Below are 21,415 nucleotides of genomic sequence, written 5' to 3'. Positions count from 1 at the left end.
GCCATTTCGAGGGATTTTTTCTAGATTATCTTTCTGTTCTATGGTCAGATCAACTTGATCTGGCCGACCTCTTCCCATAATACGATCCTCCATTGCTGACTAGATTTAATCCACTATTTTAGCTGTGCGCTCCAGAACAAAATTGCAGTTAATCGGATTTACATCTAAGTACTGAACTTCGGTAACATTTGGACACAAAGCAGCCGCAAAGGAATGTGTTCCAATCCCCCCACCAAAATCCAAAACCCGACCTTTAGCAAAATCAGCAATTAAATGTAGCATATTACCGATATAATCACAGCTTTTTAAATGCCATGCTGCTAATTCTAAGATATAGGTTGCTCCGACTCGGTCTCGATAAAATTCGATTGCCATTTCCCAATCAAAGTTTTGTCCCAACTTAGTCATAGCTTGATTACTTTCCTGAATTCGAGTCTCAAGGGTATGTCGATCTATCTGCAAAAACTCCTGGATGTGGTTTTTCAGATCGAAAGAATTGTCCCAATCAGCTTTGAGAAACTCAGGTTTAGCTGCAGTTAACATAGAAAATGACTCCTGAATTTTGTAAACTTGATGTTGCCGTTCTTAGAAACCTACGATAATCTATAATTATCTGTTCTATTCTTGCTTCTACCTGGCAACGTCGGCGTTATCCAGTCCACAAGCTGACACGGACGTTTGCTGCGCAACGCTAGCGCGAAACGCGGAACGCGGAGCGTAGCTCTCACTGCCCCCCCATAGCTAAATTTAACGCTGCATTTCCTACGGAATGCTTCCCTACGGGATGCTACGCAAACGCAAACAAGTCTTGATCGCATCTAAAATTGCAGTGTTCGCAATTGAACAAACGCTCTGATAAAAACAGAGACTCGCGATTCAGTTCCACAGTTAGGGCAGGTTTTAGAACTAGGAAACCATCTATCAACAATGGTTAATTTAGAGCTGTACAGTTGACATTTGTACTCTAGCTGTCTACGAAACTCATAAAAACCCATAGACTAGGGCAGCCTTAGCTAGCTTATAGTTGGCCATCATTCCTGATACATTCAGGTCTTCACCCACCGCTTTTGCTCCCCTCCCAGCAGGGGATGGGGGTGGGTTGTAGTTAAGAGCCAAATAAGTAGGCACGTTTATGCAATGTATCTTTACGAATGTTAGCTATTTTACTGTGTAGTCTAGCTATTTTTAGTTGTGCTTTTTTCCAGTTATTGGAAAACTTGGTTTTATGCCTGTTAAGGTATTGCAGTCGTGATAGTAATAATTCTAACTTTTTTTTTTCGATTTAGCACCATCAAACATTTCGCAATAGTGATAATGTTGCTAAGGTTTTTACTCCTAAATCTACACTAACTACATCTACTGACTTCTCACTAATTTGAGGTTCTGTTTTGATCTTGAAACTAATGAACCAGCGGTTAGCTTTTCTACTAATAGTTACAGACGACAGATTGACATTATCTGGCAAGATTTCAAAAGTTTTAACCCATCCAATTCTAGGTAATTTTATCTGACCCACCCCTCTTGCTCCCCTCCCAGAAGGGGATGGGGGTGGGTATTGAACCATCTAAAGTGTTTGCGTAGTATTCCGTAGGAAAACTATCATCTTTGCCTTTTTTGTTGAATTTAGGTTAACCAGAGACTTTCTTAAAGTAACGCTTCCAAGCTGATGACAAATATTTCAAAGCATATTGAGGTGCTGTTTTAGACACTTCGTAGTACCAATAGTTTTGAGGTTTAACCATTGCTACCAAAAGCAAAGGCCAAGTCAATAGCAGTAGGAAATTTAATTTTGCTATCAGGATTAATAGAATTGTGATTAAGGATGTTTCTAGTCAGCCATAATCCCCAATTACAGGCATGACGAGCCACACCAGCGTGTTGGGCAAGTAATGTTTTTTGTTGATTTGTGGGTTGCAACTCAGTTTTGAATCCTAGTAGCATAAAACAGATAATCGGAGATTATTATAGATAATACCAGATTATAGGTAACAGTTACAAGTCCTTATCAACTCAATGACTAATCAGATAGTGATTAAGTTGAGTAGCTGCCATCTTTTTATCTCTCTTTTTGCCCCATATTTGCATGGAGTATTGCACCATTAATAACTGGGTTAGTCGCTGCAAAATAAATGGTTTGTGCAATCTCTGAAGCTTCGATTAAACGATTTTGAGCATTCATAGTTTTTATCTGCTCAATAATTGTCTCATCATGATTAAGATGATTTCGTAACATTGGGGTATCGGTAAAACCAGGACAAACACAAGCTGTATGAATACCTCGATCTATTAAATCCTGACAAGTGGCTCGCATTAACCCCACTGCTGCGTGTTTAGAAGTGACATAACTAAAGGCACCAGGCACCGCCTTTTCTGAGAGAGTGGAACCCACATAAATAATAGCAGACCCCTTTGACATTTTTGGCATGACTATCTGATTCAATATAGTTGGAGCAACCATATTAATTTCCAAGATATCTCGTAAATTATTGGCTTGAATATTTTCTACATTATCCTTATCTAACCGGGCAGCATTGTGAACTAAAATCACCCTTTCAGAATTTTCTAATTTAGGTAGTAACTCTTGTTTCAAATTTTCCTCAAAACCTTTTGCAGCTAAATCTACCTGAATATTAACTACATCTGTCAACGGACATAAATTTCTAGAAAGGTTAATAACCTGAAATTCCTGTTCCAGAAATAGTTTAGCTGTTGCCAATCCTATGCCACGACTTCCACCAGTTATAACCAAATATTTTTTGCTCATTTTTTACTCCAAAAACTGCTACCTGACTGACCAGGACCAGAGAATATTTTAACTTCTATTGTGTGAATAAGATGCTCTTGATTTTCTTGTACATTAACAAGTAATTGTTGCAAAAACCAATGAGAAAGCTCCTCTACAGTAATATTTCGCACCGGAAGCAACTTTACATCTCGTTTAAGAAATGGTATTTTCTCTTTACCACCATTGAACAAAGCATAGATATATTCATCGAATTCTTCTATTTTGAGATAAGGATTTTTTAATGGCAGTAGAAACACTTCATCAAGAAATTGACAAATATTAAGGATAATTTCTTTGTAAATACCATAGTCAAAGGTCATGCCATTGTTTGTCACTTCAGCCTCGAACATGACATATACAGAAAAACTATGACCGTGCAGATTTTCTCTTTCACTATCTGAAAATATAGTGAAGTGACCTGCTGAAAAGTTCATTGCTTGTTTGAATAGTTCAATTTTAGTCAGTTGATTGTTCATACAAAATTTAATAGCAAATTACACTAAGTTTAATTTAGCCAGATTACATAGTCATTGGGGAATCAACATAAATATTTGGTTCTTGCAGATAAAATTCTATGCCCAAATTTTTCAATTCCTTAGAAATACTCTGATTTACAACTTCCAAAAGTCTCTTTCTTAGCTGAATAGAATTTTCACTTGAACCTAAAATAAAGAATGTCACCCTAGCGCGACTTTGATCCATAGTATCATGGTCAAATACTGCTATTTTTGTGCTACCTGGGTCAATACCAAATACTGAATCTGTACTATTTTTAACTACTTGCTGAACTAGAGCTTTTTCTCGTTCTATCAGTTTTTTAGTAAAGTCTAAATATAATAAGACCATCACTTTTTTACCACGGGTAATATTCTCAATTCCTGCATTGGCTAATTGGTTATTAGGAACAATATTATAGTGTACCCGTGGCAGCTTTCCTGATTTTTGTAGAGCGCAAACCAATAGATTCTACTCTGCCATACATCTGACCTTCTCCTAATGAGCAACGAATATAATCTCCAGGAATAAAAGGACGGTCTAAATACAATACAACAGTACCAAATAATTGCTCCAAAGTTTTGGAAGCAGCAAAACTAATAGCTACACCACCAATAGATACTCCAGCTAACAAACCTGTCAATGGAAATCTTTGACTTTGAGCATAACCTATTGCTGCAATAAATCCAATCGCTACATTTACTATCGTCTCAAATACTAAGAGTAACTCATCAGCTTCTAAGCCAGATTTACGAATAATTTCAATGCCATATATCATGAGTAACTGCTGAAATAAACGGGAAGCTAACCAGGCAATGCTAATAACTACAGCCAGAATGATTAAAGGATTAAAGAAATTGTATAATGCTTTGTACTCTTCCAGCCAAACTGAGGATAGAGAAATTAATATAAATGTTCCTGCAACTTGGAAAGGTTTTGTCAGTGGACGAATAAAGTTATTAGTAATTTCTTTACTTGAATAGGGCAAAAACTTATTAATAATTAATTGCACTATTCCTGGGGTATATTTTCCTATCAATACAGCTCCCAAGGCAAATATCAAAAAAATTAGATAGTGAGGAATGCTAGAACCTTCCAAAAAAATATATAGCTGATTTACCTCGTTAATTATATTTGAGAAAAACATAGAAAATTAAACTGTAATTGGTGAATCAACATAGATACTAGGGATACTAGGTTGCTCTATATCAAAAGCAATACCATATTCCTTAAGTTTCAAAGTAATTCTTTGGCTAGCATTATCCAACATTTGACGACGCAAATCCATAGATACTTTACCAGAACCTAAAATAAAAAATGTAATCTGGGCTTGAGTTATATCTTGTAAGTTAGAATTCTGTGAATTTTTAAAGGTAATATCAGTATTACGAGGCTCTATGCCAAATACATCACTTGTACTTGCTCAGATAACTAGACGTATTAATGCTTGTTCTTCAATATCTACCTGACGATAAAAAGTTAAGTATAGAATCGACATAACTTTCTTGGCTGCGGTAAAGTTTTCAATATTTACCTGTGTCAGAGAATTATTAGGAATAATAATTAATGTACCTTTACCAGAAGAACGGATTTTAGTAGAGCGTAAACCAATTGATTCTACCCTACCAAAAGTACCATCTGGGAGACCAATATAATCATCTACTACAAAAGGTCTATCTACATAAAGTACGATACCACCAAGTAATTGACTTAAAGTATTTTGAGTAGCAAAAGCAACTGCTACACCTCCTACTCCTAAACTGGCAATAATACCAAATACATTAACTTGATAGGTCTGAGCAAAAATGATAATAGCTAATACAAGAATGATAAAGTTAGCAATAAATTTACCTACTACAAATAAGTCACTATTAGCTTTTTGATCGCTTCTAAATGCTGCTTCTATTAAATAAACATCAAAAAATTGTTTAGCAAATTGAAAACCTAGCCAAGTAGTAGCAATAGTTAAGATTAAACTCAGAGTAATTTCTATAATATATACCTGAGAATATGGTGTAACAGCCAGAAGAGTTATCTCAGATATGGCTATGGCAATTACTACTCCAATTAGTGATTTATTTGGAGATATAATAATTTTATATGCTTCGGAAATTTCTGTAGATATAATCCTCTCTATTAATTCAGGCAGTTTGCGAATTCCGATAACTACGACTATTCCTATGACTGCGATGGCAAATATTTGCAGGATTTTACTAATATCTATTACTATTTGTTCAGGAATTTGAATAGTTTCGGTCATAAACAATCTTTATTTGAAAATAATTTTATGAATTTGATTTAATTTTTATCTCTTAGTTGATTTTTTTATTATACTCTAAAATTTTAAAAATTTTGATTTATGCTAAATTCGGTTATGATCAGCTACTTATATAAATAATCGCCAAATTCTCTTTAATCAAAGAATTTAATTTCTTTGAACATAGTCTCAGTAAAATTTTAAAAATTTTGATTTATGCTAAATTCGGTTATGATCAGCTACTTATATAAATAATCGCCAAATCTTCTTTAATCAAAGAATTTAATTTCTTTGAACATAGTCTCAGTAAACTCGAATGTATCACCCAGTTTACTTGAACAACTAAAATTATTGTCTGTTTAAATTTAAGTTTTATCGAGGTTAAAATCAGTGAATGATCCACTGATTTTAACCCGTTTATATCTTTTTTATGTATAGCTTGAAAAGACTTGATTCAAGTAATTTACGAGGAAAGAGGATTTAGTCTGAAAAAATAGCGATCACCTAAATTATATTATTGATTAGACCTAGGCGTGAAAAAGATATAGATTTTTTGCAGGAGTAGGCAAAAGCTCATCTGGCAACAGGCAACAGGTAAGATATTTTGACGCGCGAAGGCACTAAAAAGGATTTTTTAGGGTAAATTTTTCTTTCCTTAGCTGATCTAATTAAAAGATTTATTTATTTTCCACCAGATGTCTATTAATTAATTAATTAAATTAATTAAAAAGTTGGCGATCGTGTTAGAGGTGCTGAACACTATCGCTTTTAATTTCATCTTATTTTTACTCAGGAAACTCAGGAATTACCCATTTAGGAGGAGCCATTCTTTTCTTCATAACTGCTTCTTCAGCTATTTCCAACATTTTATCTAAGGGAGTATCATCAATAAACTTTGATGTTTCTTTTACATATTCCTGATTCGGGCATTTGTCACCTAAAACACATCCATTAACACAAGCTTCTGCACAATTTACAGTGTTTTCCATCCTATTTTCCTCTGGTAGTTTAGTTATTTTATAGCAGATAACTTTTTCTAGTTATCCACTTCAGCAGTCATCATTTGACTTTCAATATTATCATAATCTCTATTAGTTTTAATTTTTTCCAAATAATATTTATCAGTCAACTCATCAAAACAAGAAAATATTTCATTAAGTAAATTAACTAACTGCGTAGGAAGAATATTTTCTGATAACTGAGTAAAACCTACTAAGTCAGCAAACAAAATAGTTACTTCGGCAAAACTTTCAGCAATATTTTCCTGTTCTTCCTTTAATTTTTCTGCAATAGGTTTAAGCAAAATATTTAACAACAGAAGTGAAGAAATGGATAACAGAGAAAAATTATAACTCTACTTTGAGAAGCTGGGCTTAATATAATTAGGTTTTTACTATAAAATCAAACTCGTTCAAACGCTCAGAAATAAAACTAATACTCAGAATAATGGAATTGATAATCCTGGTAGAGGAATTAAAACTCTGTCTAATTGATGCACTGTAGGTAAGGCTTAGATATGAAACTAATGGTAGAGGAGGTAGATATATAGTCATTCCAGTTAAGATTGAGACAAGGGTTTCTTGCCTTGAAAGAGTTTCAGCTAAAAAAGTGTTCCAGTCTTATTCAGAATGACTATAATTAGTAATTCACTACTCCCTACTTCTCTACATCAAAAGTGGATAATTTATTAGATATCAATTTTCAAGAAACCTAAAATTACCCACAATTTTTGATAATTTAACTGCTGCCTAACTGACTAATCCTTTGCTAAGTAACTCATAAAGAAAAGAGTTAATAAAAGTTAGTCCTAAAGAACCAATTAATGCACTCCAAAATCCCCAACGTAGTCTAAATCCACTTACTAGCCAAGCTGCTAAACCAAAGATAACAAGATTAACAACTAGAGTAACTAAACCAGGAACAAGTATGTTAGCTGGCAGAGCTAAAGTATTCAAAACTGGACGTACAAATACATTCAAAAGCCCAAAGATCGCCGAAGAAATCAACGCAATATTAAAATCATCAATTTCTACCCCAGTAGGCAACTTAGAAATAATAAACAAACTAACCGCAGTAATCAACCACATAACAATCAGTCTAACAATCTCTTCACTAGCCATTTTTTTCTCCTTAATTAATACAAATCTAAACATTAAATCGGAAGAGCAAAACATCTCCTTCCTTCACAACATAATCTTTGCCTTCACTCCTCATCAAACCCTTTTCTTTAGCAGCAGTCATCGAACCAGTAGCTACTAAATCATTATAGGCAATTGTTTCTGCTCGAATAAAACCCCGCTCAAAATCAGTATGAATTACACCAGCAGCTTGAGGAGCTAACATTCCAGCCTTAATCGTCCAAGCTTTGGTTTCTTTTTCTCCAGTAGTAAAATAAGTACGTAATCCCAATAATTCATAAGTCGCCTTAATCAGAGATTTTAATCCACCTTCTTCTACTCCCAAAGATTCTAAATAATCAGCTCTTTCCTCCTCCGGTAACTCAATTAATTCTGATTCTACCTGAGCTGAAATTATCACAACTTGAGCATTTTCCACAGCAGCAATATTGCGGACTTGTTCAACCCAATCATTTCCACTAGCTAAATCATCCTCAGACACATTAGCAGCATAAATTATTGGCTTAGAAGTTAACAAATTTAAAGGTTTAATCAACAGAAATTCTTCTTCATTTAAGTCAGCCATTCTCACCGACTTACCTTCATTTAAAATCCCCTCTAATTTTGTCAAAACTTCTAACTCTGCCTGAGCATCTTTACTGGTACGAGCTTGTTTTTTAGTTCGTTCAATTCGGCGTTCAACTTGAGCTAAATCGGACAAAGCCAATTCTAAATTAATTACCTCAATATCTCGCACTGGATCGACAGAACCAGAAACATGAATAATATCCTCACTATCAAAACAACGGACTACCTGAACAATAGCATCAACCTCTCGAATATTAGATAAAAATTGATTACCTAAGCCTTCTCCTTTACTAGCACCTTTTACTAAACCAGCAATATCAACAAACTCAATTCTAGTAGGAATAGTTTGAGCAGAATTAGAAATTTTAGTCAGCACATTTAACCGCTCATCTGGCACCGACACCACACCAACATTGGGTTCAATTGTGCAAAATGGAAAGTTAGCAGCTTCCGCTTTAGCATTAGCAACCAAAGCGTTAAATAAGGTAGATTTTCCGACGTTGGGTAGTCCGACAATTCCAGCTCTGAGCATAAATTTAAGTCAAAAATTAAAAGTAAAAAGTTAAAAATTAAAGAAATTACAGGTAGGGTTACTGTATAACTGCCTATTTAGATTAGGATAGCAGAACGAAAGAAGAATCTTGATTTCTTAGCTAAGTCCTAATAAAAATTAAAAATCAAAAAATAGACTTTCTTATTCAGGTAATTCCACAAGCAATTATAGGTGCTAGATTTGATAACAATAAAATCAATACATTTTGCTGGTCTTTGAAAAAATTGGCTCAGAACTTAATTTTAAGAAATGTGAAGAATAGTTCATAAGAGTTTTTGAATATGATTTACTTCTAGAAGTATGTAAATCAAAATTTTATTGCTAAGTAGTGCTTAAAATTTTGAGAATTAGAATTAACAAGCATAAAAACTATTGTGCAATGGTTAAAGAAAGAATAATCGGAACTACAGAAGCATCATATTTACTAGGTATTTCAGCTCAACGTTTGCGGATATTATTGGCTCAAGGTAGGGTAAAAGGTGCTTACAAAGAAAAGGGCTTTTGGAAAATTCCCATTTATGGGCCTGAAGATCATGAAATGCCAGTAATTATTCCTGGTACCAGAGGACCGAAAGGTATTTGGTGTAAGCGGAGGCGTACTAAACCGACAATGATTCATGTTAATCAGCACATAATTCAGCACAATGCAAATAACCCACTAAAAGATATAAAACCAGTAGTTTCTTTGAAGCAGACTAACCGAAATAACTATGGTTATCAATTGGAAATTAAAGGTCCTTGTCGAATTGTTTATCGACCCCACGACCCAGCTAGCTGTGGCGCTCATTTGTGGATTGACACTTTTAGTCCTGTGCAATTTGTAGATATGAATTTTAATCCGGTCAGTGCTAGGCGAGCTTATAAATACATATAGGTAAGTTAAGTAAGTAGATAAAATTTAGATTTTTTGCAATATCTGTCGTGATAAGCTGATAGTTAAATTCACAAAAATTAACGACAGATGGATAGTGCTGTGAAAAATCAAGCCCTTGTAGATGCTTTGGCTAATCTGCCGGAGAACGCAAATGAAGCGCAAGTTAGTGATATTTTTGCATCTAAATTATTTAATTTTTTAGGTTTTGAAGAAAATGAAAGAGTACCTCAATTTTCTACAGGAACTGGTACTCAAGCGGTCGATAATGCTCTACGTCATAATAGAGAAAATGACATATTTAATCAAACCAAAACTAATCCAGATGTGCTTGTAGAATTGAAAGCTCGGAATATTAATTTAACTGTTGATTCAAAAGGATATAAAGAGATTGATAAACAAATAAAACGGTATTTATTAGCAGAAAATTGTAGATCGGCGAAGTGGGGAATAATTACCAATGCTAAACACATCCAATTATTCAGAAAGCATGAAAAAGTTATTCATCCGGCGACAGTTTGTCTGGAAATTAATTCAGAAAATATTATCAATATCGCTACATTAATTAAAGAAAAAATTGATCGACGACAAAAAGCATTAACAGTAGCAGTTTATAATTATAAAGGCGGAGTAGGAAAAACTACAACTACAGTTAATACGGCAGCAACTCTATCACTGTATGGTAAAAAAGTTTTGATTGTTGATTTTGATCCTCAAGGAGACCTAACAAAATATCTAGCAATTCCAACAAGTGTACCTACCTTTTATGATTGCTTAATAGATAAGAATATTAATGTTAAAGATATAATTGATCCTTACGAATATAAAAGATACGGTTTTGATGTAATACCTGTGCATGAAGATAGTAATTGGAATGAGATTGGACAACAAATTACTTTTGATCGATTAAGCAAAAAATTAGAGCCACTAAAAAATAAATATGACTATATCTTTATTGATTCTCCTACTAACTGGCAAATCTTTAGTCAGAGTGCTGTTTATGCAGCAGATGTAGTTTTAATTCCAGTAAAAAATCTATGTTCAGCCTCCCTAGAAAATGCAGCTACAACTATCAAGGAATACATACCACAAGTTCAACAAACAAGAAGAAATAATCAAGATTTTGGGCCTGTGGCTTTACCAATTTTCTTCAATAATGGACGAATGAGTGAAGCTCAAAAGAAAAGTGTTCAAATCTATATTAAAAAATTGATTCTAGATGCTAAAAAGAATCCTAATAATAAATTTGAGCTTTTACCCTATTTTTATCCCCGCTATGCAGCAGGAAAAAACATGGAAATATTTGAGTTGCGTGATTATGCACCTATAGCAAGTTCTACTTTTGATGGTAAACCTGCTGTTTATAGATATAAGTTAGCTCGTGAATATTATAAGAGTCTAGTTAAGGAGTATTTTATACAATGAGCAATTTAAGTAAAATTGATAAGTTGATACATTTGTATATAGATGAAATTTAACTGAGATATGGAAAAAATGCTCCATAATTTTTAATTTCATCAACGGCAAAATTTCTCAATGAAACTGGTGAAAGAAACTAAGTACTTGTTATTTTTATTTTTAAATAAGTAGGAGAAAATCGATATAAAGTGATTGATTATTTGATTTTCGCAAATAAATATTATTATTATATCGATTTGGTGAAGGAGTATTTTTAACAATGAGCAATTTGAGTAAAGTTGGTAAATTAATATATCTATATATGGATGAAATTGAACTGGGAGATGGAATAGATACTTCAGAATTTCTAATTTCAGCAACGGCAAAAGTTCTCAATGAAACTGGTGGAAGAAACTGGATACCTATCATTGTTAAGGAAGTGGGAGAAGATAAATATGAAGTAATTGGCAATTCTTTTATTTTTGCCGTAGCTGAAGCTGCTGGTTTAGAAAAAGTTTGGTGTGTTATTGCTGATGAAAGTGAGACGACTGAAAAAATTAGCAAAATTTTGTCTGGGGAAAAAACGCCACAAATAAATCTTTCTACCGCCACAAGAGACGAAATTAAAACAGCACTTCAATACTTAATTGAAAAACCAGACAGTCAACTTAAAGGAGTGAAACTAGCAGTAGCCACAAATCGTATTGATGAAGCACCACGTCAATATTGGAAAGATTTTAAACCTATCACAAAATTAAAGTGTGGAATTACAACTTCTAAAGTAAATGCTTTGAAAGAAGTTTTTTATCTGACTCCTCAACCAATACCCGAACCTGAAAAAGTAAATCTTTCCACTGCTACAAAAGACGAAATTCAAGTAGCACTTAAATATTTAATCGAAAAGCCAAATAGTCAACTGAAACAAGTTGAATTAGTAAAAGCAACAGAACGTATTGCTGAAGCTCCACGTCAAAATTGGAAAAGCTTAGAAGCAATTACAAAATTAAAATGTGGAATTGGAAAAGCCAAGATTAATGCTTTAAAAGAGGTATTTTATCTATAGGATGATGATGAAGCGAATAAGGGCAAATGTTTTTCCCACTGCTTGATGAAAGATAGACCACCAATAAAAATGCACCACCACCAAATTTTCTACCTAATCAATATCAACTAGAAAATTGCTGTAAATGCTCGACCAAACCAAAGCACCAATAATTCAAACTCTCAAAAATCTTACCCAAAAATCTCATGCTCCTTTCTACGCACCAGGACATAAACAAGGAAAAGGCATTCCACAACCACTTAATGACTTATTAGGTAATAAAGTATTTCTAGCAGACTTACCAGAATTACCAGAATTGGATAACTTGTTTGCTCCAGAAGGTGTAATTCAAGAAGCTCAAGAATTAGCCGCAGAAACTTTTGGAGCATTACAAACCAGATTTCTAGTCAACGGCTCGACTGCTGGAATTATCGCTGGAATTATTGCTACTTGTGGGAATGGGGATAAAATTATTTTGCCTCGGAATATTCATCAGTCAGTAGTCTCAGGGCTAATTATTTCTGGAGCAATTCCTATTTTTATCCATCCAGAATATGACTCAGATTGGGATATTACTCTAAGTGTCACCCCTGAATCTATTGCCCAAACCTTAGCAAAACATCCAGACGCCAAAGCAGTAATGGTAATTTATCCTACTTATCATGGTGTCTGTGGAAATATTGTAGCGATCGCCCAAGAAGTCCACAAATATAATATTCCTTTATTAGTAGATGAAGCTCACGGTCCACATTTTGCTTTTCATCCAGAGTTACCAATTCCAGCATTAGTCGGTGGAGCAGATTTAACAGTACAATCCATTCATAAAGTATTGGGGGCAATGACTCAGGCTTCAATGTTGCACCTTGGCAGTAAGCGCATAGACTCCTACCGACTTAGCCAAGCTTTACAAATGCTACAGTCTAGTAGTCCAAATTATTTACTTTTGGCATCTCTCGATGCTGCCCGCCAACAAATGGCTTTGTTTGGTCAAGAACTAATGAGTCAGACTTTAGAATTAACTAGAGATGCTAGAAATAGAATTAGTCAACTGCCAAATTTTTCTGTATTTGATAAAGAAAGAAGAAGCTTGACTAGCTCGCCAGGAAATTCAGACTTATCAACTAATGAGGGCAAAACATTGCCTTTCTTGATAAAAGGCAGAAAAGTTGATGAAAGTTATATCAATTCTCGGTTTGTTGCTCTTGACCAAACCAGATTAACAGTAAAAGTCTCTGATATTGGATTGAGCGGGTATGAAGCTGATGAAATTTTGCATCAGAAATTAGGTGTTACCTGTGAGTTACCAAGTTTCAAAAGTCTGACATTCATTATTTCTCTGGGAAATACAAAAGCAGATATCGACCAGTTAATAAACGCTCTAGTAAATTTAGCAGAGCAAAATTGTAGAAATAAATTTAACCAGCTAACTGACTTAAAGATAGAAATTGACGATTATTTAATTGATTCCCCAATTCCTTTATCTCCCAGAGATGCCTTCTTTGCCCAGAAAGATTATTTGCCCATAGAAAAATCTTTAGGTTCTATCAGTGCTGAACTTATTTGTCCCTATCCACCAGGTATTCCAGTGTTAATGCCTGGTGAAATTATTGCGCAACAGCATTTGAAAATACTTGAACAAGTCCGGGCATTAGGTGGAATAATAACTGGGTGTAGTGACCCCACTTTCAAAACCATTAAAGTGTGTAGATTTTAACCTCGATCCTTTAAAGTCAGACTAGACATTAATTTGGGTATGGCAAATGGTTAGAGCTTACTACTCAAAACCAAAGTTTGCCTAATTTAGTTATCTATTGACTGAAACTAAATTATAGTTAAAAAAACTATAGTGCTATATATCTGTAGCGTTTAGGATAGATAAAGTGGATTTCATCAGGCGTGAGGTACACCCATAGTGGGCATTTTGCCCACACTGTAGAAATACCCTCGCTAATACCTGTACTTCATATACGACCGAATCTGTTGTAAATACTTAAATATCAACTGCTTTTGTGAATTACTGCTAAAAAAAATTTTCCTATGTCTTCTCCACTTTGGCCTTATGTTACTCCAGGTATCTCCGATGACCTATTTGAACGTTTACCAGGCATTCCCATGAGTAAGCGAGAAGTCCGCTTACTGTTAATATCTTATTTACGATTACAATCAGACTCTATTGTTTGGGATATTGGGGCAGGAACAGGCACTATACCAGTAGAAATTGGATTGATATGTCCCCAAGGTCGCATTATTGCTATAGAAAGGGATCGAGATGTAGCAAATTTAATTCAGAGAAACTGCGATCGCTTTGGAGTCGAGAATGTGAAAGTAATTGAAGGTAATGCTCCTGAATGTCTTGATGGTTTAGCTGAGGCACCTAGTCGTGTCTGTATAGAGGGAGGCCGTCATATCAAAGCTATACTCCAGGAAGTTTGGAAAAGGTTATTACCACAAGGTAGGGTCATAGCTACTGCTGCTAATCTAGAAAGTCTTTATGCTGTTTCTGAAAGTTTTGCTGATTTACAGGTTCGCAACGTAGAAGTAGTTCAACCTGCACTGAATCGTTTAGAGACAAGAGGTATACATCAGACTTTTGCGGCAATTAATCCCATATTTATCCTTAGTGGTGAAAAAATAGACTGAATTTTACCTGTTTCCGCAATTCGTCTCACACCGTATTCTTGGAATCGGTGTTGAGATGATTTGCGGGCAGGGACTTCAGGGGCAGCGAATCATATCATGTCCGGTAGCATCGGTATTGTATAGCAAAGGTAGGGAACAGGGAACAGGCAGGAATACTTAAGGGCAATAAAAAAAACTTAAATTCCCTGTAGATCTTCACCCTTGGGTTTACACAAACGCGCCCCAGCGGACATGATATCAATCCAATCTTCTACGAGGGATGTCATAGTCTTGTCCCTGGCTGCTGCATATTGCCTCAATTTATTTAACCTTTTTTCGCTAATTCTTAAATTTAATGCTTTGTTTTTTATAAACACCTACACAATAGCTACACTTTTATCTCAACGTTGGTTGAAGACCCGCGCTCTCCCGAAGGGGAGCACAGGGATGGGAAAACCAATCAATAAGAGCGGTTCTTACAAGGGTATGCTATTCTAAATAGAATTAGGCTGCTGGGCTATGCAGTTTCAGTCTGTGGAGCGCGCCTTTAGACCAGAAAGAGGTTTGGCCTCGGAGGCAGGTGCTACGTTAGCGCAGCTCCTCTGTCAAGAGGAACCATACAGTCCTGAACCGCGAGGTTGAGGAATCCCGCGTTGTCGCGCCATGCGCAACGTCGGGAGGATGTCAAGTGAGTATGTTTATCAGTCGGACAGCAAGAGAATTATCAATGAGAATTTCTTATCAATACCGATTAAAGCCTAATAAACAGCAACGAGTTATTATTGATAACACTCTGAATATGTTGCCTCATCAATATAACTACCAACTTGCTCAAAGATTTGATTGGTATGAATAAAATAGATGTTTTATTGATAGATGTCCCCTAGTTTGTAACCTACCGGAATTAAAAGACAAACCGACAAAAGCAACTCAAGAAAAAAGTTTAGTTCAACTTAAAAAAGATAGACCTTGGTACAAGGATATTCATAGTCAAGTACTTCAATCTGTATCAGAGCGAGTGGAAAAAGCTTTTGCTAGATAATTGAAAGGTGATTTTCAACAATTAATTATTAATTATTAATTGTTACCTCGAGAGTGAAAACGGAATTGATTGACTAATCATGAAAAATTTTTCTTGTTTCTCCACGGCGAGTGAGAGGCTTGAAACCTTAATTATTCAATTGTTCATCGACCACTTCCCGAAGGGTTTAAGATTAAAACAGTTTCTGTAACTAAGAAAGCTGATGGGTACTATGTAACTTTAAGTCTTGAAGATTAAACTAGCCCTAAGATTATTCCAGTCGAGGGACTGTCTAATCCTGTGGGAATAGATATGGGACTTAAATTTTTTTTGGTTAAATCAGATGGTATTGATGTAGAAATTCTTCAGTATTACCGCAAAGCACAAAAACGATTGGGAAGAGTCCAAAAATCAGTCAGCAGGAAAAATAAGGGTGGCAGCAACAGAAAAAAAGCTGTAGCTAAACTAGGCAAAGCTCACAAAAAAGTAGCTGATACCCGGAGGGATTTTCATTTCAAAATAGCCAAAAAGTTGATAGACAATCATGATTTGATAGCCCATAAAAAGCTCAATATCAAAGGATTGGCTGGAACCAAAATGGCTAAATCAATTCTTGATGCTGGTTGAGGTCAATTTCTGTCAATTCTATCAACCAAAGCCGAGAATACTTGGTTGTTAACGGTTGCTGTAAATCCGAGAAATACATCTCAAAATTGTTCAAATTGTGGGCATAAAGTACCTAAGAAACTATCTGATAGATGGCATTCATGTCCTAATTGTAAATATGAAGCAGATAGAGATGTGAACGCAGCAAAAAACATTTTAAATTTGGCCGTGGGGCATCCCGTTAGTAGTAAAGCTGATTGAGTAACCGAAGCAATAGCTGGTGTTGATAAGAAGCCCACACTGTAATCTTTGATTCAGCGTGGAAGTATGTCACTGGAACATTTAACGCTGTATTATTTGAGCAAAAACTTAACCTATCATGAGACATCTCCTCCAAAAGAGGGAATAGGGGGAAAGAACTGATAATTTCTGTACGATAATTGATTTTATTTTTGATTTTTGGAGGTGTCTATTATATATATTATCATATATATTATCTAAAATTTGTACATATTATGTCTTGGTCTCGTATTATTAGTGGATTAGTGGCGATAGCTGTTGCTCTGGGAATGATTATTTTCGGGGGATGGTGGTTTACAGTAGGCATGGGAGCGATCGTTTACTTAGGCCAACAAGAATATTTTCAACTAGCACGCACCAAAGGTATTTCACCTGCAGCCAAAACCACCCTAGCATTAAGTCAAGTTATTTTGGTAGTAGCTGCTGTAGCTCCTGATTTAGTAGATGCTATATTTACATTAGCAGGAACTCTAATTTGTTTTTATCTACTATTTCAGCCAAAATTAGCTACAATCGCTGATATCGCATCATCAATTTTAGGTCTATTTTATGGTGGATATCTACCGAGTTATTGGATTAGACTCAGAGTTGGACTAGAAGCTCAGTTACAGACACCTCAAACAATTCCACTAGGAAATTACTGGGATATTTCATGGATAGACCCTTTGAGTTGGCCTCCGAGTTTAACATTTACTCTACTTGGTTTTTGCTGTATATGGGCTGCTGATATTGGTGCTTATTTTGTGGGAAAATTCTTTGGCCGAATTAGACTTTCAGAAATAAGCCCCAAAAAAACTGTGGAGGGTGCAGTATTTGGAGTTTTGGGTAGTATGGTCGTGGCGACAGTAGGTTCTTGGTACTTAGGTTGGCCTGGTTTACCTTGGACGGGTGCTGCTTTGGGTTTAGTAGTAGGTATTGCCAGTCTACTTGGAGATTTGACTGAATCGATGATGAAACGAGATGCAGGTGTGAAAGATTCTGGACAACTAATTCCTGGACACGGAGGGATTCTTGACCGTACGGATAGTTATGTTTTTACTGCACCCCTCATATATTATTTTTTTACTCTACTTTTACCACTTCTGAATACTTAGGGCTTACCGATCTAATCTCAAAGCATTGACTGATATTGGCTAAAGCCTTTTTGGGATTGAAAAAAGTGCCTGGTATCATGTCCAAAACCCTCAAAAAGTTATCATCATAGCCAGAATAATTGCAGAAAAATTAAGGGACAAATATATCTGACTACTTCCTAATTACAGCAGATTGAAGGTAAATGAGGTACACATAAAAATGATAAAGTCCTAACTACTCCCTCACTCCCCCACTCCTTTACTCCCTCACTCCTTAAAAAGACTTTTTCAGCGAACCATACTTAGAATTTAGTATAGTTGAAGTTATGGATTAACAGTTAAGCGACCTTGACAACTAAGTTGACCAGGATTTAATGTTAATTCTTTTAATTCAACATCAGAGCCTAAGTCAATTTTGATATTATTTGAAAATTCATAACTAGGCTTTTGCAAAATCTGAATCTCTAGATTGTCTAACAATAGTTCAGAGCTACTAGCAACCTTCAAATCAGTATGCAAAGTTAAGGAAATCTTTTCATCTGATGTAGACAAAAAATTAGCAAATAAATTTATCCTGTCTGTAAAAATTTCAGCTTTCTGGTCATACAAACTAATTGGTTGTTCTAGCTGTTCTAAAAAATCTGGCGGTAATAATGGAGTTAAAAATTCAACGACCGCTTGAGCTAACAGAGGAGATTGTAGACTAGTATTAAGGTCAGATTGTAGTAATTTAAGCTTACCAAATAAAGGAAAAGATTCTAATATTTGTAATGGTTTACCCTTGATAACTTGACCAATATTAATCTTAATTCCAGTTGCAGATAAATCTATCTCTGTTAAATTTAATCCTCGAAAAACCACATTAGAAGCAGCAACAGAAACTTGTGGAATTTTACCTGTAAGAATTTGGCGATCGCCACCTTCAATCAGAACTTTTAATTGTTCTACCTGTTGTAGTTGAGATTTTAACCAAAATTTCAATGCAGGGGATAAAAATCTACTAACAATCCTACTCTTTCTTAGAGTTGATATTTCATCTTGACTTTCAACAGCAACATCAGAATCGGAAATTTGATTCACTTCTGGTAAATTTTTATTCATCAAAGACACCATTAGGTTAGTATAGTCAGTTTTGTAATTATTTCCAGAGACGGAGAATATATAAACTAGCATATTTTATAGCAGAAGTAAGAAGGAATAAGGAAAAATCTGGCGTTGTCTGACTAAGCTTTTTATATGTCCTAGCCTTTCCTTCAACTGCTATACCAGGATTGGATTGAAAAACTCTGTATTTCTAGAGAAGCTTTGATATTTATTTGAGCTGATACAAATTTAATGTGAGGCTGAACATAATTATACAATTCATTCATTCTAAGCACTTAAACAAAGTTAATTACATATTCTTGACCTAAATTGTCCAGGAATTTTTTCGGGTATTTAAGTAAGCAAAACCAACTCTCATAAGCATCAACTTTAATCCATTCATATTTAATAAATTTCTATCAAATTTTGATTAACTTGTGCTTTGGTGAGTAATGAGGTAGCCAAAATATCTTAAATTTTTTTGTTCCTATTCTTCTAGCTTTTCTATCCAACTTTGGCTAGTATTAATTGATGCTCAATCCATGAAAACGACAGTAAGCTTAATTGGAATTAGACAAAAATTAGGCAAAAAAAGTCCTCAAGTCTATAGAAGCCATTTGGTATCTTTGCAGGCGATATGTGCTTTTGACTGCCTTCCTCAGTCGGTAGTGAAGTCAGGAAATTCAGAAATAGAATAGGTGAAAGGGGAAAAATGTAGAAAAATGCTCCCATCTTCCCTACTTCTCCACTCCCCCACTCCCCCACTTCCCCACTTCCCCACTTCCCCACTTCCCCACTCCCTTTTCCTTCTTTCTTCTTGAATGTTGAAACTTTTTCTTGCCAATAATAGGGAATGGGTAGCATTAAATAAATTTCTCTTTTTCACCTTGTGAAGCAGGTACACAAAACTAATTACACATTTTTTAAGACTAAGTTCCTGATATTCTCAGCATTATATAGAATCAGGGTAGGTTAATAATTTTGTTTAGGTGCTTATTTAAGCTCTAACAATTTGTGGATTTTGAACTCTTCCCATAAATCAGGTTTTTTGCTCAGTCCCATTTGCATAATTTTCCCAATCATATTGAACTTTTTTGGAATGGTTTTGATCGTTTCTTTGCTCACATTAACTCCCCACTTTTTTGAGAGTTTTTGGATATTATTTAATCCACTGTTTTACTGGCTCTTTTTGCCACTGACTTAACTGAGCTTTTATGCCTCTTCATTTTCAATTATATGGCCAGAAAAACTAGCTATTTCCCCATGGGGTTAACCAATTGTCAAAAGTTATTTTGCTGACTCCAAATAGTTTGATTAATTGAGGGATAGAAAACTCTTTATCATTCAACATTATACATTTACCTGTATTTCTCTGTTGAGGGAATTGGCTTAAGCAACTGTCATTTTTTTTATTGCTAGAAACTATGAACTCTGTCAAACTTTAACTGGTATATTTGCTGTTCAGTCGCTCCTTCAAATATCTGATTTTATGTTTATATCTCAAATTAAAATGCTAAAAACTATATATTGTTTTTATGATAAATTCAGAACAATATAACACTCCCTGTCGAAGTTGTAAAAAATTTCCATGATTTTTTCTTCTACCTTCCACCTAATATCTACAACCTACCTACACCAAAAATTTACGAATCAAATAGGATTACTATATATTGACTAATAATCTGAATCGACAAAAGTAATGAACTGAAAAGTATGGTTGAAAGAGTACAAAAAATATTATCTCAGTGGGGAATAGCCTCTCGACGTCAAGCCGAACAAATGATTATAGCTGGACGAGTAAGGGTGAACGGTATAATTATCCCATTAGGTGAAAAAGCCAATCCGGAATTGGACAGCATTGAAGTTGATGGTTTGCCCCTCCGACCAGAAAACCGTCCTAAATCTATATATTTATTGCTCAATAAACCGATAGGAGTAATTTCCACTTGTTCGGAACCTAGTAGACGTAGTAAGGTTCTAGATATTCTAAGTTCAGAACTGAGAAACGGAAAGGGGATTCATCCAGTAGGACGCTTAGATGCAGATTCTACAGGAGCATTACTCCTCACAAATGATGGTCGAGTCACATATTGTTTGACCCATCCCAAACATTGTCTTCCCAAAACTTATCAAGTATGGGTAGAAGGTCGTCCTCAAGAATTGACATTAAAGTTGTGGCGTCAGGGTATTATCTTATCTGGTAAAAAAACTTTACCTGCTCGAGTTAAAGTCCTAGAAGAAAGTAATAATTCTCAAACTCTTTTAGAAGTGGTTATCTCTGAAGGTAGAAATCGGCAAATTCGTAGAGTAGCAGAAAAATTAGGACATCCTGTTGTGAAACTACACCGTACTGCAATTGGCCAAATCCAGTTGCAGGTACCTGGAGAGTCTGTTTTGCCTAGTGGTCATTACCGACCTCTAAAAGATTTTGAAATTAACTTTTTGCATGACCAAATCAATAAAAGTTCTTAATTAAGCTAAAACTTAGAGAGTTTTAAGAGTTTGAGTTAAGTGGGTATAATAAGCAAAACATCCACATAGAATTTCATAATTTTTTCTAGATAAATCTTGCTGATTTTATCGCAATACATCTAGTATCAAGGTTTT

At 35.0% G+C, this 21,415-nt stretch carries 28 protein-coding genes; 10 read left to right on the top strand and 18 right to left on the bottom strand.

The features are described from left to right. Positions 1-105 precede the first annotated feature (105 nt). The 16 genes from F6K18_RS25790 to ychF form a co-directional block, all read right to left on the bottom strand. Positions 106-543, bottom strand: coding sequence for a hypothetical protein (locus F6K18_RS25790; RefSeq protein WP_287525153.1), 438 nt, complete (start codon positions 541-543; stop codon positions 106-108). Between the two features lie 275 nt (positions 544-818). Beyond that, on the bottom strand, positions 819-995 hold the full coding sequence (locus F6K18_RS25785) for a zinc ribbon domain-containing protein (protein ID WP_287525152.1): 177 nt from the start codon (positions 993-995) through the stop codon (positions 819-821). Beyond that, on the bottom strand, positions 982-1,128 hold the full coding sequence (locus F6K18_RS25780; protein ID WP_287525151.1) for a hypothetical protein: 147 nt from the start codon (positions 1,126-1,128) through the stop codon (positions 982-984). The genes F6K18_RS25785 and F6K18_RS25780 overlap by 14 nt, the downstream gene beginning before the upstream one ends. Continuing rightward, on the bottom strand, positions 1,106-1,246 hold the full coding sequence (locus F6K18_RS36875) for a transposase (protein ID WP_353735170.1): 141 nt from the start codon (positions 1,244-1,246) through the stop codon (positions 1,106-1,108). Before F6K18_RS36875 ends, F6K18_RS25780 begins: the two co-directional genes overlap by 23 nt. A gap of 45 nt (positions 1,247-1,291) precedes the next feature. Further along, positions 1,292-1,564: a hypothetical protein gene (locus F6K18_RS25775; RefSeq protein ID WP_287525150.1), complete on the bottom strand. Its 273-nt coding sequence runs from the start codon at positions 1,562-1,564 to the stop codon at positions 1,292-1,294. Between the two features lie 170 nt (positions 1,565-1,734). After that, the gene (locus F6K18_RS25770; protein ID WP_287525149.1) at positions 1,735-1,941 is read right to left on the bottom strand and encodes a helix-turn-helix domain-containing protein; all 207 of its coding nucleotides are present in this window, start codon (positions 1,939-1,941) and stop codon (positions 1,735-1,737) included. Positions 1,942-2,056: 115 nt separating this feature from the next. After that, positions 2,057-2,764 (bottom strand): SDR family oxidoreductase, encoded by a 708-nt coding sequence (locus F6K18_RS25765; RefSeq protein ID WP_287525148.1) that lies wholly within the window; start codon positions 2,762-2,764, stop codon positions 2,057-2,059. Next, a complete protein-coding gene (locus F6K18_RS25760; RefSeq protein ID WP_287525147.1) occupies positions 2,761-3,261 on the bottom strand; it encodes a 6-carboxytetrahydropterin synthase in 501 nt (166 codons plus the stop codon). The genes F6K18_RS25765 and F6K18_RS25760 overlap by 4 nt, the downstream gene beginning before the upstream one ends. 43 nt (positions 3,262-3,304) lie before the next feature. After that, on the bottom strand, positions 3,305-3,631 hold the full coding sequence (locus tag F6K18_RS25755; protein ID WP_287525146.1) for a hypothetical protein: 327 nt from the start codon (positions 3,629-3,631) through the stop codon (positions 3,305-3,307). 64 nt (positions 3,632-3,695) lie between these two features. After that, entirely contained in the window at positions 3,696-4,379 is a 684-nt protein-coding gene (locus F6K18_RS25750; protein WP_287525145.1) for a mechanosensitive ion channel family protein, read from the bottom strand. 54 nt (positions 4,380-4,433) lie between these two features. Continuing rightward, a complete protein-coding gene (locus tag F6K18_RS25745; RefSeq protein WP_287525144.1) occupies positions 4,434-4,568 on the bottom strand; it encodes a hypothetical protein in 135 nt (44 codons plus the stop codon). A 135-nt stretch (positions 4,569-4,703) separates the two neighbouring features. Then, a complete protein-coding gene (locus F6K18_RS25740; protein ID WP_287525143.1) occupies positions 4,704-5,540 on the bottom strand; it encodes a mechanosensitive ion channel family protein in 837 nt (278 codons plus the stop codon). Between the two features lie 782 nt (positions 5,541-6,322). Further along, a complete protein-coding gene (locus tag F6K18_RS25735) occupies positions 6,323-6,526 on the bottom strand; it encodes a hypothetical protein (protein ID WP_124146267.1) in 204 nt (67 codons plus the stop codon). A 47-nt stretch (positions 6,527-6,573) separates the two neighbouring features. Beyond that, a complete protein-coding gene (locus tag F6K18_RS25730; protein WP_353735168.1) occupies positions 6,574-6,840 on the bottom strand; it encodes an adenylate/guanylate cyclase domain-containing protein in 267 nt (88 codons plus the stop codon). A gap of 445 nt (positions 6,841-7,285) precedes the next feature. After that, the gene (locus F6K18_RS25725; RefSeq protein WP_287525142.1) at positions 7,286-7,657 is read right to left on the bottom strand and encodes a phage holin family protein; all 372 of its coding nucleotides are present in this window, start codon (positions 7,655-7,657) and stop codon (positions 7,286-7,288) included. A 25-nt stretch (positions 7,658-7,682) separates the two neighbouring features. Continuing rightward, positions 7,683-8,774 (bottom strand): redox-regulated ATPase YchF, encoded by a 1,092-nt coding sequence (gene ychF, locus F6K18_RS25720; protein ID WP_287525141.1) that lies wholly within the window; start codon positions 8,772-8,774, stop codon positions 7,683-7,685. A gap of 400 nt (positions 8,775-9,174) precedes the next feature. Between ychF and F6K18_RS25715 the strand changes: the two genes are divergently transcribed. The 9 genes from F6K18_RS25715 (at position 9,175) to F6K18_RS25685 (ending at position 17,746) form a co-directional block, all read left to right on the top strand. After that, on the top strand, positions 9,175-9,669 hold the full coding sequence (locus F6K18_RS25715) for a hypothetical protein (RefSeq protein ID WP_287525140.1): 495 nt from the start codon (positions 9,175-9,177) through the stop codon (positions 9,667-9,669). 87 nt (positions 9,670-9,756) lie between these two features. Continuing rightward, the gene (locus F6K18_RS25710; protein ID WP_287525139.1) at positions 9,757-11,091 is read left to right on the top strand and encodes an AAA family ATPase; all 1,335 of its coding nucleotides are present in this window, start codon (positions 9,757-9,759) and stop codon (positions 11,089-11,091) included. A 253-nt stretch (positions 11,092-11,344) separates the two neighbouring features. Beyond that, positions 11,345-12,127, top strand: coding sequence for a Rho termination factor (locus F6K18_RS25705; RefSeq protein WP_287525138.1), 783 nt, complete (start codon positions 11,345-11,347; stop codon positions 12,125-12,127). A 124-nt stretch (positions 12,128-12,251) separates the two neighbouring features. Then, positions 12,252-13,820 (top strand): aminotransferase class I/II-fold pyridoxal phosphate-dependent enzyme, encoded by a 1,569-nt coding sequence (locus F6K18_RS25700; protein ID WP_287525137.1) that lies wholly within the window; start codon positions 12,252-12,254, stop codon positions 13,818-13,820. A 323-nt stretch (positions 13,821-14,143) separates the two neighbouring features. After that, positions 14,144-14,746 carry a precorrin-6Y C5,15-methyltransferase subunit CbiT gene (gene cbiT / locus F6K18_RS25695; RefSeq protein WP_287525136.1) on the top strand — a complete coding sequence of 201 codons (603 nt, stop codon included), beginning with the start codon at positions 14,144-14,146 and terminating at the stop codon, positions 14,744-14,746. Positions 14,747-15,419: 673 nt separating this feature from the next. Continuing rightward, entirely contained in the window at positions 15,420-15,581 is a 162-nt protein-coding gene (locus F6K18_RS36870; RefSeq protein WP_353735167.1) for a helix-turn-helix domain-containing protein, read from the top strand. 465 nt (positions 15,582-16,046) lie between these two features. Further along, the gene (locus tag F6K18_RS36865) at positions 16,047-16,373 is read left to right on the top strand and encodes a transposase (protein ID WP_353735166.1); all 327 of its coding nucleotides are present in this window, start codon (positions 16,047-16,049) and stop codon (positions 16,371-16,373) included. A gap of 9 nt (positions 16,374-16,382) precedes the next feature. Further along, positions 16,383-16,613: a transposase gene (locus F6K18_RS36860; RefSeq protein ID WP_353735169.1), complete on the top strand. Its 231-nt coding sequence runs from the start codon at positions 16,383-16,385 to the stop codon at positions 16,611-16,613. A gap of 254 nt (positions 16,614-16,867) precedes the next feature. Next, positions 16,868-17,746 carry a phosphatidate cytidylyltransferase gene (locus F6K18_RS25685; RefSeq protein ID WP_287525135.1) on the top strand — a complete coding sequence of 293 codons (879 nt, stop codon included), beginning with the start codon at positions 16,868-16,870 and terminating at the stop codon, positions 17,744-17,746. 303 nt (positions 17,747-18,049) lie between these two features. On the opposite strand, the gene F6K18_RS25680 is transcribed toward F6K18_RS25685, so the two are convergent. Both F6K18_RS25680 and F6K18_RS25675 read right to left on the bottom strand, forming a co-directional pair. Beyond that, positions 18,050-18,898, bottom strand: a complete 849-nt coding sequence (locus tag F6K18_RS25680; RefSeq protein ID WP_287525134.1) for a DUF2993 domain-containing protein — start codon at positions 18,896-18,898, stop codon at positions 18,050-18,052. 480 nt (positions 18,899-19,378) lie between these two features. After that, positions 19,379-19,672 carry a hypothetical protein gene (locus F6K18_RS25675; protein ID WP_287525133.1) on the bottom strand — a complete coding sequence of 98 codons (294 nt, stop codon included), beginning with the start codon at positions 19,670-19,672 and terminating at the stop codon, positions 19,379-19,381. 849 nt (positions 19,673-20,521) lie between these two features. On the opposite strand from F6K18_RS25675, the gene F6K18_RS25670 reads away from it, so the two are divergent. Continuing rightward, positions 20,522-21,280, top strand: a complete 759-nt coding sequence (locus F6K18_RS25670; protein ID WP_287525132.1) for a pseudouridine synthase — start codon at positions 20,522-20,524, stop codon at positions 21,278-21,280. Positions 21,281-21,415 lie beyond the last annotated feature (135 nt).

It is taken from the genome of Okeania sp. SIO2C2 (genome assembly GCF_010692625.1).
GTDB lineage: Bacteria > Cyanobacteriota > Cyanobacteriia > Cyanobacteriales > Microcoleaceae > Okeania > Okeania hirsuta.
The sequence above is the reverse complement of the archived record's forward strand: the minus strand, read 5'-3'. Positions and strand labels throughout refer to the sequence as shown.